Below are 13,910 nucleotides of genomic sequence, written 5' to 3'. Positions count from 1 at the left end.
ATCCTTATTCCATTAGGGGACTGTTAATCAATCCGTCAACAAATAAACCTACCTTTGGCGTAGAGTAAAGCAAGGTGATGATTATTTGACAAAAAAAGAAAGGCAGAAGAAGCTGCCTTTCTACACATTACATATTTTTATCTCTCATAGGTAGTACGAACACCACTATAATTAATAAAGTAAGTGGAAAAACTGTTCGTATTAGATGGATGGATGACTTTTTCATGTATGCAATGAAGATTATTAAAAAAGGACAGACTAATCCCGTTTACTCTGTTTCACAAACAGAGGCTTTGAACGTATTTAATTACTGGTTCAAAGTTGGGAATCGTAATCTCATAGCGTGTGTCATTTTTTAATAATCCTCCTCAAAACGAATTTAATTTACAATATATATTATATCTGGCTTGTTATAAAAAGTCAAAAATCATTTTATATACCTTATTCCACTAAATGGCCCGTTTGTTGAAGAAAAAGATTCTATAAACTATCCTTCCGAAGTTAGTTACCCATAATATTTTTTTCACACGATAATCCGAATACTCAACTAAAATTACAATAGTTATTTAAGATCAATAATCATTCAATCAGATTATTACCTTCTATCAATGATTAGTGGGTAACATTTAAACCCGTAAAGTAGATCACGTAATAAAAAAACTCTTAAAATAGAGTAGAAAGAGTGTGCTATTAATACAGGTATGCACTTTAAAAGTTATAGCATTCGATCGTTGCATTTGTTTGGGCTACAAAGCATTCATCCCGTTGAGAAACCTTAATTTCCCTATGGTATTCTTTTTGGTCGAAAGAGTGACTGTTTAGAATTTTACCATCTTCTGTGATAGTTGCTACTAAAGATTCCATGTTATTGCGATCAATCCAAATGAAACATTGCTTAGATGGCATCCAATAGCCACGAGCACCATAGCTTTTTGGCATCCCACTAAATTTCCACATCAATTCACCATCATAATTGTATCCTCTAACTTCTCCTTTAAGAATTACCATGAAAGTGTTATCACTTGGGATAATACTAAGAATATTTTGTTTCTCTTTAATTTGTAGTGTTTTTTCTAGTGATTGATTATAAAATTCAATGGAACGATTGCCTGCACGTACAATGAGGCAATCTTTTGCTTCGTAAGCCTCATAAAGAGCGGCGGAAAAATTTAATTCCTTTTCTAAATCGTTTATTTTTATGTTGTATTTCTTTTTATCAACTCTTTTTAACGTGTAATGATTACCATTGAAATCATTTATTCCTTTTCCAAATGGGCTTTCATTCATTTTAGGATCATAATCCTTGACTAAGGACCACTTTTCTGATTCCCGTTTTAATAAACCTGTAATACGATCTTGCCCTCGATCAGCCGAAAAGTTAACGATTGCTTTATCTTCTGCTATAAAATCCAAATGATATCCATGCGCGGGCACTTTGATTTTACCTAAGTCTTGCCCATCTTTAGAAAACAAAAGCATATAACCAGGTAAATAAGTGATTTCTTCTTTGCTTGGAATGCTCGTAAAAATAGTCTCACCATTAGGTGATAAATATAACGTGTGCATAGATGAATACAAATGTTTTTTCCAAAGTTCGTTTTGATTGAAATCAAAACAAATAAGATTGTGGCTTCTGTACTCCTTCTGTCGTTCTCTGTCAGATAATTCTACCATCTCTTTAGTTGATTTTCTTTCTTCTCGATCTACAACATAGATCCGTTCGTTTTTAAAATCAATAAGTCTATTTCCGAACCAGTCCTTTTTACTCTTTAATTGCCACTCTTTCTTAAATTTCTTCGTTTCTATAATCTCAGGAGCAACTTGATTTTCATTAGATATATTAGTTTGATTATCAGCAACTGTTGTTGTTTCAAAGTGTTTCCATTGATGACCTATTGGTGCTAACCAAAAATACCCTTGTTTACCGTTTTCTCCATCAAAGAAAACATTTTGGCCTTGGAACGTAAATAACTTCATCCCTGGGTGCCCTTCTGAACCTTTAATTAATTCCCCCGTCTTTTTATCTAGTTCATAAAGACGATTGTCTTTGTTTACAATAAGGTATTTTTCTTGGTTTGGGATTACAGCAATGGTTGCCGCTTGCATAGGTAGTTGTGCTCCGTACAAGAATTGACCGTTTTTGTCCAGCCAGAATGTCTCCCCAGTTTCAAACGAAGCAATAAGTTTACCATCTAGCCAATCAAGGTATCTCCCTTTATTTTTGAAAGTATTGATCCACTGCATTTGTCCGTTTTCATTCCATGCAGATATACGCCCTTCTTGTTCGAGGATAAATACCATATCCGTTTCTGGATCGTGAGCAAAATTGGAGAATGGGGAATTTATACTCATACGTTCGAATCCTGCCATAAAGTCAGCTGCCATTTTCTTTGCGATCATATTGATTGCTTCTTCTTCCGATTTTGGTTTTATGGATATTTCCTTCTCTAATTGCTTATGTTTTTCTTTAAGCTCTTTTTCTTTTATATCTGAGATCGCCATGCGAGCTCTTAAATTACCATCAGTATCTAAACGATAAAGTCTATCCATACTGCCGACAAAGATATCCGTAGAATCTGAGGAGACATCAAGTAAATATGGCATGAATGAAATTCTACCAAATATGGAATCTATTTGTTCTTTGAATCCTGTTGCCCATTTTAAAGAACCATCCAGATTGAAGCAATATAACTCCCCGGGTCCTTCATAACTTTCTCTTGTTCCTATCAGCCAGTAGTCATAGCCTATCGCAAATGTGAAGGCCTGCCAATTAAATTCAAAACGGTACCCATGGTTGGTGTCGAAATTAATAAAGGCAACAGTTTCTTTCTTTGTTAAAATTGCTCCTGATGGGTTGGCACAAACGGCATTTAAGCCTTCAAAACTTGTCCCTTTTAAAGGTATTTTTTTTATTTGATCTCGGGTGACAATTTCAATTGCTTTTGCTGCCTCAACAACTAATGTATTGTTATCGTGATATAAGTATTTATATTTTCTACGAGAACGTTTATTAAAACCAATTAGCTTAGGATCAGTCTTAGAAGTTGAGAAGAACTCGTTCCATGAGGATTGTTGTTCAGCTTGGTTTTTTTCTGCGGGATGTTGTTGGAACTTATTCTTTCTAACGGGAATTAAGTAATCCTTGCTAATCGGGTTCATTTTTGATTTGAATTTCTCATTTGTTGCGCCACTTTTAGTACTGTTTGGCTCTGTCGCAACTAGCTTTTTAATAAAATTTATTATACCCATTTTTCATCACCTTTTTTAACTTTTACAAATAAGTGAGACACAAAGTCTAAGTTACACAAACTATTGATAAATTTAAATTCGTATTGCTCTCTTTTTTTACTTACTACAAATTAACTTCAGGGGAACTGAAAATGTATCGAGACAATACGAATGTGAAGTGGACAATATACTATGCATTTCTTTAGTAATTTCTGCTCCATTGACACCAGGCTGGACGATCATAATATGCAGTTCTGATGGTTGTATTAAGAGTTTATTTTTTATTGCTTTTAATGCTGTAATGTCACCTTTTTCAAATCTCGATGGCTTATTTTCTCTAATACGAAGGTTTTCTCTGTGGATCATTCGACCAATCATACCTATAGGATCTTGCTTCCAGAAAACTGATTTATCCGCTTGTCCACAAACTTCGTATAAATCCCCAACTCGTGAACCGGGTTTTTTTCTGTGTGAGTACTTACAATGGAAAAAGTCAATACGAATGGATTTTTCCTGTTCAGCAATAGCAACAATGTCTGCAATTTCTCCAGCTCCATCATCATCAAATATTATGCTATAATCACCAGTTCCATTTAATTCTCTAATTACATTATATTGAATCGAATTTTCTCTTATATCATAAGTTTTCTGATCACGTTGTGATTCAACTTTTATATCTACGCCTAAACTTTCCCAATCCCAATAATGAATAGAGGAATTGGGAAATTCAGTCAATCCTTCTTTCTTCAATTCAACCAAAATATTACCTTGAATAGAAGAACCGTCCACAAACCAGATTGTAGGGGAATTATTTTGAAAGAAATCTGGTAATCTAACAAATGTGCCATTTCCAATTTTTATTTCAGTAGTTACGTTCCCCTTAGATTTAAATGTAGTTTTTTTGGATTCTATTTCAAAACTAAATCTTTCTTTAAAATATTCATTTCCTACTGAAAAATGGATTATCCCCTGAGATTTTTGTACTTCATCCAGCAATATATCAACATTGGATATATCGTACTCGCCCGTAATATTTGATAAAGTTATTTTACGATCTGTTTCAAATTCTAAGTCATTCGGCCAGTCTATTCTGTAAGGATGTTTTTCTGGAATTTGGTCTATTACTTCTGGAACTAATACACCTTCCATAATATCCTTTACATCAATAGTAGGATCTAAAAGTTTATCTAAAATTTGATTACACCAACTTTTCCAATAATCTATACTTTCAACCCACCTTGACCAAATAGTCCCCTTATACGAGCATCCGATACTTACCTTACCGTTGCCGTCATATCCATGCCCAAAAACATTTGATTTGTAACTGTTTGCTTTGTTTGATTCAGAAATTCCTTCTGCTACATCAATCCCTGCAAACATTTTATATCTGATAGGCCCATCAATTCCGCTATTTAAACCAACTGTACCTAACGATAACCTTTTTATCCCGTGTAAGCATTTAAATACTTGCTCATTATTAATAGTGGTTGGTTCCGTGAGAAAGATATTTTTTAGTAGTTTAAAACCTTTGGATAAATCAGATGCATTTAAAAAAGCCGACTTTTTCTTGACATTCCAATAAACCAGGTAAAAATTCCATTCTAAATTATTTAGATTTTGTTGGGTAGTCCACCTAACATTTACTTCTCTAGGTTCAATAATTATTAAAATCTTTTCTTCCTCATTGACGTAACACCTACATTGGTCTGGATCAAATACACTCTCCCAATTTTTCCAATCCCATACCTTATCATCAATTTGATATGCAACCATACTAACCTTTGGTTTCATTTGTATCAAACTGATGTCTTCTAGCTCATTACTGTTAAATCCATCAATTAACCTTTGCAAAGAAACTTCTTTATCAATGTATTCATTTGATTTTCTAGGTAAAAGCTTATTCCAATCCGCATCTTTATCATATAAGTCTTGTAAGGATTCTGCTATATTATCATCTGCGATATTAGTAATTAATTTTGCGTTTCCTAATCCATTTTTACTTCTAGCAAAACGACCAATAAATTGTAGCGTTATAGGCATTGATTTGTACTTGTCATGGATTGCGGCAATTTTAAGGTTAGGGATGTCAATCCCCTCACCAAACATATCAACACACACCACAATTTTTGATGAATAATTTTGCAATAATTTCATTCTTTCTTGTTTTTCACGAGTAGTTTGCTTACTAGTAATTAATACAGGATTAAACCTCTTATAGAATTTTTGGTAGACTTCCGAGAATAATTCCTCTGCCCGCTTTACTTTATTGGCTCTGACGAGTAATATATGTTGATACCCCTCTCCTATATCTTTCCCCAATACGTGGATAGCTTTTCTTGCGATAGATAAATCAACTTTTCTTTCATCAAATTCCTCAATAGGAACAAAATCTATCTCTTTAAAATATCCCTGTTCTTGAGCTAACCGAAGGGGGAAATTATACAATATATTACCATCGATTTTTTTACCATCTTCTCTAAAAGGTGTCGCTGTAAATTGTAAAATTCTATTATTATTAAACGACTCTTTGAAGGACGACCATGTTTTGGAACTAACGTGATGTGCTTCATCAACGAAAAGCACATCTATATTATCAGATAAAAATGAAATAAATTGTTGAGACATTCTTGAGGCCAGCGTCATAGTGGTAATTATTACATTAGACCTCATAACAATTTCCTCAAATTTTTCTTTCTCTTTAATACCTTCCCCAAGCAGAAAAACATTAGGTGGTATAATTTCTGAACTAAGCATACCGATTTCATATAGAATGCCAAATGATTTAGCCTTCTCATAAATTTGACTTCTCAATAAATTAGAAGGAACGATAATTAACGATTTAGGAATCTTTTCAGTGACAATAGTAGCTAGCATTGTCTCACTTTTTCCTGTTCCTGTAGGCATAACAATTGTTGCAGCGCTTTTACTAACAGTCCAATGCGAGCGTATCGAACATAATGCTCCAAATTGAGGTGCTCTCAATCCAGAGCTACCTGTCCCTTTTGAAACAACCTCATGTATTCCGTTACTCCAGCTAGATACTATAACATCTGATTCTTGATACTCAGAATCAACTTGATAGCCAGAAAATTTGTTTTTTCCAAACCTTGTTTCGACAATATCCAAAACCCCTCGCCCCCATTCACTTGTACAATAATCGACGACCACAAACTCTATTATTTCTTAAATTGTTATCATTCTTCACTTTATAATTTTAGTGGTACCGCTTACAACTTCTTATTTAAATTATACATTGATACTTGTTTATTGATTAAATGACCTACTCTGCTTATAAGCATATGAATTTAAATAAGGAAACTTACTACCGATAAAAAGGATAGTGTCATTATCTTCTTTACTAATCTTCATTCAAGTCATAAGTGTCATAATTTTTTCCGTACTTCTTTTCTAGTAATTCGATAGCTTCTGAAATGAGTCGGACAATTGGCTTGTCCTGGGAGAAGGAAAGCCTTCTTAACCTAACGTAATCTTTTGGGTATATCCGTACGGTTTTATACTCTTGTTTCTTTCCTTCCTTATTTGGTTTTGACATTTTGCTTTCCCTCCTTTGAAAATATTATTGATTAAATTATATCACGTATAGCACAATTACACAATTACACAATTCACTAAATATAGTGATTTTCGACCCTTTTTATCACTATATCTAGTTTTGAAGATTTTCAATGATAAGATCAAGGTTACTTCTAGTATTTAATAAAGGATTGAAAATAATGGGGAGCTTTGGTAGAAAAACCGTTCGTAAAACTGCTTATGGAGTCGCTGTCGGTTATGGGGCAAGGGTTTTGTTTGATGTATTTAATGAGAGAAAGATGTTGCAAGAATACAGGGAAACAGGAGAAATCCCAAAAAAGAAGTCAATGGTAATAGCTTTGTTGATTGGGCTTTTATTTGGTAGTCCTATTTTACTTTTATATGCACCAAGAACAGCAATACCACTAATTATATGTGAAATTGTAATGATTCCCTTTCTTTTCTTGAACTTTATTTTAAGACCTGTCGTTATGTTTATTGCCTTTGTAGGAGTGTTGAGTCATAACAGAATGGTTATCCGTTTATTTGGGAGGTATGGGGGTGAACAAAGGAAATGACTGTTTTTAAAAGAGCAATTCTATTTGGAATTAGTCTATTGTTAGTCATTGTGTCATTGCCATACCTGATGTTCAAAGATTTATTTGTTCAGGTAAATCAAGCACAACTTATTTTTAATTTCGTGTTTGGATTAATTATTGCCACTTATAACTTTTGGTGATTTATAGGAAGGCAACAACTGTTCACGTTATTGTAGATTCAGAAAGCGTTAAACAAAAAATGCAGGAACAAAAGGGAGAGGATAATTATGTTTAAAAAACTATTGACAGGAATGATGATGCTAGGTTTAGTGATTGCTATGATTTTACCTAGTGGTTCAGCACATGCAGAAGTTGTAGGGAATTGTTCTATTACCATTGATGCAAATAAACATAAAAGTGGATATAACCATGCAGATGCTACTGGTGCGTGTAAAGGTTCTGTATTTGGAGAATATGGTTCAGAATTTATGATAATTGGTCCTACAACAAAAGTAGTAAAAAACGGAGAAGTCGTAAAAGTTCTTATTAGTGGAAAAGGCTATCATAATCTAACGGTGACAACGATTCCTTTAAAACAAGAACCAAAACCTGAACCAAAACCAGAGCCAAAGCCTAACCCGAAACCTAAACCAGCAGATCCAAAACCAGAACCGAAGCCTGAGCCAAAACCACAACCGAAACCGCAACCGAAGCCTGATCCAAAGCCAACTAAACCTAATACAGATTCTAAAAAGGAAACAAATAAGTCAACACCTTCGACAAATACAAAACAAGATACAAAAAGTGTTGCAAAAGCTGATGATAAACAAAATAATAACAAGCAATCTACAAAATTAACAATTACAGAATTAAAGGACAAAAAAGCAGAAATTAAAAAAGACGGAGATAAGTTTGTTGCAGTTGTAAAAAATGATGAAGGTAAGGAAGTAGAACAAGAAATATCAGAAGATGAGGCTAAACAATTAGGATTTGAAGAATCAGAGGATGAAGAAGAAAAAGAAGAAGAAACGGACGAGGAAGTTGTCGAAACAACAGTAATGGATGATGAAGATGAAGAATCCAGTTCTGGAAACAAGTTTTTCGTAATTGCTTTAATTAGCGTTTTAATTTTGGGAATAGGTGTCGGTGTTTATTATAAATGGAAAAAGAAACAATCATAGTGTGGAGATCGATCATTCACGATCTCCACACATGAAAACGTATCAGGCAACTTAAACTTTTGCTATCTGGCGAATAATAACTTTATTGACCATTTGAATATAAATTGTTGCGGAAATGGGTTTAAATCCGCGTCCTGCTGATAAAATAAATTAGATTTTTCCCTAGTCTGCATTTTTATATCGTTTTACATATTGCTGAACTATAATAAATTTAAAGAAATGTAAATGGAGTGTGTTTATCACATGAAGCCGATAAGAGTTAAAGATGTAATGACTGATGATGAACTGGAAGAATTTGAGGAATTAAATTATGCTGTTTTAACATCAGCAACGAAGATGAAACGAAATTTTTACAACAAGGATATAGAAAACCTGATTGAGAAAGCAAAAGATCGTTATTTTCGAAAAAAATGGAAAAGAAGGATAAATGTGTCGTATGAACATGATGAAGATGGCTATTTTATAGCAACATGTTCCGATTTTGATGGTTGTTATTCTCAAGGGAAAACGTTACTAGAAGCAACTGAAAATATTAGGGAAGCAATTGAATTGTGTTTAGAGGAACTAGTTGAAAACGAGAGGGAAATCTAATCATGGAAAAACGAGTTAAAGATGTCATGTCAGATAAGGAATTAGAACAAGTTCACCGTTTGAATAAAAAAATAATGGGTGCTTCAACCAAAGAAGAAGTACAAAATTATAAGTATGAAATTGACCAGATTATCGACAAAGCAAAGGAGCGTTATTATAATCGAAATAAATCTTGTTAAGTACTACAAGAAAATGAAGGTTATAAATTCTGGTTAGAAGATGAGGATCTGTACAATGATCTTGTTGGTAAATGTTAGTCATGTTCATGCTGATTAAATAATTTTAAGTGAATTAACCCCTATGGCACTTCATAATAGGAAAAAGCCCACTCTCCTGCCAAAAAGAGTGGACTTTGCTAAAAATATTATTTTTCTTGTCCAATTAACATTTCTGTAAAGTCTTCCTTAAAAGCTTGTTTTAGATCTGGTTCATCTGAATAAAATCGAATTCCAATAAGTCTTATTTCTTCGTTTTCACTCAGTATCTCAACATCTGGGTTATCGTTCAGCGACATGATAAAATCCTGTTTCCATTGATCCTTATCATAAAGATGTTTACCTTTAGGCTCTAAAAAGACTTGATATGTACAGTTGTCATCCTTTAAATACAGCAAAAAATCTGGCATAAATCCCCGTGTTCCATTGATTTCCACAATTTTCACTTTCCGCTCATTACGGATGAGGTAAACATCCGTGTATTTCTCTTTTAATTGCTCAATATAGTCATTGATAAAATCAATGAAACTGCTTTCTAGTCCATTCACAATTGCCTGGTTATAAATGTACCAATCATATTCACGCATATTTCTTCGGTTTTTGAATTCGTCAAAATCAGTAACTTTGTTATTAATTTTACTCATTTCTACAACGTAATCGTTGATTAGTTCAGGAAAAGCTACTCCTTCGAATACCGGTGTTCCTTTTTCTTTCATATAATTGGAACGGATATTTTTTTCTGCATAACCAAGAAATTTCTCAATAACCTTCAATTGCTGATGGCGTGAAAATTCATCAATAGTAAGGTTTATCGGAAGCGATACCTGAATGGATAATCCCCCTAGAAAATCAGGACTTTCGATAAATTCTTTCATGCCTGAAATGCTTGGGACATATTCTTTCAAGTTATGAAAATGAAAAAACTTATTCCGTTGAATTGCTTTTTGCAGGAGTCTCTTATCTATTTTTAATGGCTGAACATGACTCCTTATGCTAGTAATGACTTCCTGTTTAGAACCATATCTCTGTTCAACAGATTTTTCATAATCAGTTTCATACACTGGATAGATATTATAGTCCTGAAAAGATTGATAATCCTCAGACGTAGTTGGAACTACTTTATTGATATATATTTTCCCATGTCGAAACCAGTCCGCTTTACGGATTTTAGGTTTAACCTTTGCTTCCAAGCGATCAAATTGATCCTCTTTCACCTGAATATTCGCCGCTTTTAATGATTTCTCCAAGTTCTTGATATAGGCATTTTCATTTATTGTGTGATAATGCAGCGTTTCAATAGCTTTCAAATTACTTGGAGACAAGTCAAAACGCCGAATAAATGATTGTTCCCCTTTGTGTTCAAACGGATAATATCTTGCCCCTCGTCCAATCAATTGCGCTTCACTATCGGTTGTTGTTTTGGTGTTAGAAGCCCCTTCACTGATACGGACAATATCAAAGAGGTTTAATACATCCCAGCCCTCATTTAGCTTTGCCACTGCAAAAATGGTACGAATCGGGTTATTCATATCTTCCAATGTGTTTAAACGCAAAGCATTTTCTTCTGATAAGAAAGAGCTGTCATTGGCATTGATTGTAGTCTGTTCAGTAAAATCCCATTGAAGATCTTGAACAATTTTTGTTAATTCTTGTCGACCATAATATTGGAACATTTGATTCCAAATACTACCTTTATTCTGATGGACTGACAGACCATGTTCGATCACTTGTTGTAGTTTGCTGACAGTTAGTTCATCTACAATATTGAAAAACGCTGCATTAGCTTCTTTGGAAATGGCAATCTTATTCGACTTGAACAGGATAATCGGTTTCAAATCAATATCATTTTCCTTAGCAATATATTTACGATACTGACTTAACAGCATGGCATGTAACATTTTTTGGTTATCGTCTTCATTGGCACGTAGTAATACAACATTTTTTGAATAGCCATCGTTCATAAATCTCTTTAGATCGTATTGATAAACAATCTTATTATGGTATTTGTGAAATAATGAGTCATTGTTTAAGTCAATAGTTGCCGTATATTCAATTAAGCGATTGGCTGGATGAAGGCGTAGCAACCTGTTTACTGTGTGTTCCCATGTTCTCTCCTGAGCTTCTTTAGTTGTTAAATTTCTTTTGTCACTTCTCGTTAAGACATTGATATGGTGAGCCTCATCCGCTAAAAGTACAAGTTTAATTCCTTCTAGTGCCTCATACGTCAGCCCATTTTCTCTTGGGTTGGTCAAATCTATATGTAACTTTTGGATCGTAGTAAGTTTTAAGTAAATAGTGTTTCCCGCAGGGTTGAATGGAAATGTATCCACTACCTGAATAGATACATGGTTGCCATCAATGACAATACCTTCTTTATCAAAAAGGTATTTGGAAGAACTCACATTAGTTAGATTATCATAGGTTTTTTTGATAATAGCGTCGCTGTTTACAAAGAAAATAAAGTTTTTGTGACCATGTTCCTTATATAAATAAAGAATGGTTGCAGCTAATACCAATGTTTTCCCTGAACCTGTTGCCATATGGAACAAAAGATGGTTAAAAGCAACATCAGCTGTATCCGATCGTTGTGTATAAATAAATTGGCGTAGCGCCTGTTCTTGATAAGGCCTTAATTCATGACTAACATTATCATAAATATATTGGGGCACATCAGGCGGTGTTTCAAAAATACTATTAAATCGATCTTCAATTTGACTGTGTAATATTTCATTCGTCATGATTTATCACCACGATTGTAAAAAGAATGGTTAAACTGTTTGACTGTTTCGGGTATTTCATATTGGGAATCATCAATCTCTGAATAGCTTAAATACATCTGGTTAGCGTCCAATGCTTTTATTAGAATGTCTTTCTTTTCTGCTAAAGAAAGTGAAGCAAAGTGTTCTTCATCACTTGTTACTTTTTCAATGTTCACCTTAAAATCGAGAAATGCTGAATTTTTAATTTCATCAATAATAGTTTTGATTTCATCATCGGACTGGATTTGTTGAATTTTGCTTATGAATTGTTGGTTTAGTTCGTACAATTCAGCATAGATAAAGCTTCCTCCACCTTGCCAATTAACTTCTTTTGATATTCCACCTTGATCCCCGTTAATTACATTTTTTAGCCGTGGTACGGTTATAGTGTTTATATAATCCATTTGTTCAACACCAATAAATTGTCGCTTCATTTTCATCGCTACTGACTGTGTAGTTCCAGATCCCATATGGAAATCTAATATAATATCATTTTCTTTTGTTACCATCTGAATAATTCTTTGTATTAAAGTTTCTGGTTTTTGTCCGCTACTAAATTCAGTTCTTTCTTTTGACATAGGATTAATAACATAAATATCATTCCATAAAGAATTGATTGGTTGTCCTTTATACTCATCTAAATATATTTTTCTATTAATATTTTTACTTTTATCGTCTGGGAATGCTAATCTTCCCTCTCTATCCCATCTTTCCATTACCTCTTTTGAAATAGAATAACCTTTCGGAGGTGTTTTATAACCTTTGTAGTCATATATAAGGTTTTCACGATAGTTTGGGCTTTGAATAGGGGATTTCATATATTTCCTACCGTTTTCATCAATATTATTAAATCTCTCTTTAATATACTTTTGAGTATTTTCGTCATTTAGAGAGTAAACTGGTGTATAGTCAAAAAGGTCAACATCTTTCACATACCACAAAATATATTCAACAACGTTATTTAACCTATTACTAGGATTTGCACTCCCCCCGCGTCTTTTCCAGGTTATTTTGTTTCGAAAATTTTCTCTTCCAAATATATCATCCATTAATACTTTTAAATAAGCATCCTCAAAATCATCGATCTGTATAAAAATACTACCTTTCTCGTGAAGCATTTCTTTAGCAATCATAAGTCTATTCCTCATGAAAGTAAGCCAAGTTGAATGATTGAAACGATCATTGTATTTAAAACTATCTCCCCCAGTATTATAAGGCGGATCAATATAAATTAATTTTACTTTTCCAGCAAAGCGTTCTTTCAATGTATGTAAAGCAATTAGGTTATTCCCTTTAATAATGAGATTGTCCGTGTTCTTGAATTCGGTAACCTCATGCACCCCGTTTTCATCATATTTTTTAATACTCGTCAATACTTTTGGGGAAAGCATAATATCAATCTCTTCTTTGGCCAATACTTGGTGGTAAAACACCTCATTTTTACCAACATCCTCTTTTGTCATGCCACCTTCCAGTACACAATCCTTATGCGGGAAGTCGAGTACAACGTCTGTATTGTATTTCAGATATTTCCCATCACTTGTCAGACCGATTTCATTGCTGTACTTTGTATAGCTATTTTCCCAATAATTTTTGTAACGTAACATACTGATAAATTCATCAATTTTAAAAATGTTATTGCCATCTATATTTAAAGAATAGGCTTTTTTTATTGTTTCATTTGAAAGTAATCCACCAATTAATTCTTCCTTATAATCTCTTAAGTCCTCAATTACTTTGCTTTTAATTAAAGTATCTTCTTCCCAATATTGCGGAAAGGATAACAGAACAGATTTTACTTGTGATAATAATGTTGTATCCATTCCTTAACCTCCATCATTTTAAGTACATTTAAAATATCGG

Annotated in this window: 11 protein-coding genes; 5 read left to right on the top strand and 6 right to left on the bottom strand. The window is 33.4% G+C overall.

The annotated features are described in order from the left end of the window. Window positions 1-307: 307 nt before the first annotated feature. The 4 genes from BN1066_RS21215 to BN1066_RS08775 all read right to left on the bottom strand — a co-directional run bounded on the left by BN1066_RS21215 (window position 308) and on the right by BN1066_RS08775 (window position 6,781). Window positions 308-352, bottom strand: coding sequence for an erythromycin resistance leader peptide (locus tag BN1066_RS21215; protein ID WP_142301762.1), 45 nt, complete (start codon window positions 350-352; stop codon window positions 308-310). 356 nt (window positions 353-708) lie between these two features. Beyond that, on the bottom strand, window positions 709-3,249 hold the full coding sequence (locus BN1066_RS08785; RefSeq protein ID WP_077319093.1) for an ornithine cyclodeaminase: 2,541 nt from the start codon (window positions 3,247-3,249) through the stop codon (window positions 709-711). 96 nt (window positions 3,250-3,345) lie between these two features. Beyond that, entirely contained in the window at window positions 3,346-6,354 is a 3,009-nt protein-coding gene (locus BN1066_RS08780) for a DEAD/DEAH box helicase (protein WP_077319092.1), read from the bottom strand. Between the two features lie 232 nt (window positions 6,355-6,586). Beyond that, window positions 6,587-6,781, bottom strand: coding sequence for a hypothetical protein (locus tag BN1066_RS08775; protein WP_077319091.1), 195 nt, complete (start codon window positions 6,779-6,781; stop codon window positions 6,587-6,589). 181 nt (window positions 6,782-6,962) lie between these two features. Here BN1066_RS08775 and BN1066_RS08770 point away from each other — a divergent pair, with 181 nt between their 5' ends. The 5 genes from BN1066_RS08770 (at window position 6,963) to BN1066_RS20170 (ending at window position 9,252) form a co-directional block, all read left to right on the top strand. Next, window positions 6,963-7,340 (top strand): hypothetical protein, encoded by a 378-nt coding sequence (locus BN1066_RS08770; RefSeq protein ID WP_077319090.1) that lies wholly within the window; start codon window positions 6,963-6,965, stop codon window positions 7,338-7,340. Next, window positions 7,337-7,501 (top strand): hypothetical protein, encoded by a 165-nt coding sequence (locus BN1066_RS20180; RefSeq protein WP_179104340.1) that lies wholly within the window; start codon window positions 7,337-7,339, stop codon window positions 7,499-7,501. The genes BN1066_RS08770 and BN1066_RS20180 overlap by 4 nt, the downstream gene beginning before the upstream one ends. A gap of 87 nt (window positions 7,502-7,588) precedes the next feature. Continuing rightward, window positions 7,589-8,482, top strand: coding sequence for a hypothetical protein (locus tag BN1066_RS20175; protein WP_179104339.1), 894 nt, complete (start codon window positions 7,589-7,591; stop codon window positions 8,480-8,482). Between the two features lie 243 nt (window positions 8,483-8,725). Continuing rightward, window positions 8,726-9,073, top strand: coding sequence for a type II toxin-antitoxin system HicB family antitoxin (locus BN1066_RS08760; protein WP_218668074.1), 348 nt, complete (start codon window positions 8,726-8,728; stop codon window positions 9,071-9,073). Window positions 9,074-9,075: 2 nt separating this feature from the next. Then, window positions 9,076-9,252, top strand: coding sequence for a hypothetical protein (locus BN1066_RS20170; RefSeq protein ID WP_179104338.1), 177 nt, complete (start codon window positions 9,076-9,078; stop codon window positions 9,250-9,252). 185 nt (window positions 9,253-9,437) lie between these two features. Here BN1066_RS20170 and BN1066_RS08755 read toward each other — a convergent pair whose 3' ends face one another. Further along, a complete protein-coding gene (locus BN1066_RS08755) occupies window positions 9,438-12,026 on the bottom strand; it encodes a DEAD/DEAH box helicase family protein (protein WP_077319088.1) in 2,589 nt (862 codons plus the stop codon). Next, on the bottom strand, window positions 12,023-13,870 hold the full coding sequence (locus BN1066_RS08750; protein ID WP_077319087.1) for a site-specific DNA-methyltransferase: 1,848 nt from the start codon (window positions 13,868-13,870) through the stop codon (window positions 12,023-12,025). The genes BN1066_RS08755 and BN1066_RS08750 overlap by 4 nt, the downstream gene beginning before the upstream one ends. Between the last annotated feature and the right edge of the window lie 40 nt (window positions 13,871-13,910).

Source organism: Virgibacillus proomii (assembly GCF_900162615.1).
In the GTDB taxonomy this organism is placed as follows: Bacteria; Bacillota; Bacilli; order Bacillales; family Amphibacillaceae; genus Virgibacillus; species Virgibacillus proomii.
This window is presented reverse-complemented; position numbering and strand designations above follow the sequence as displayed.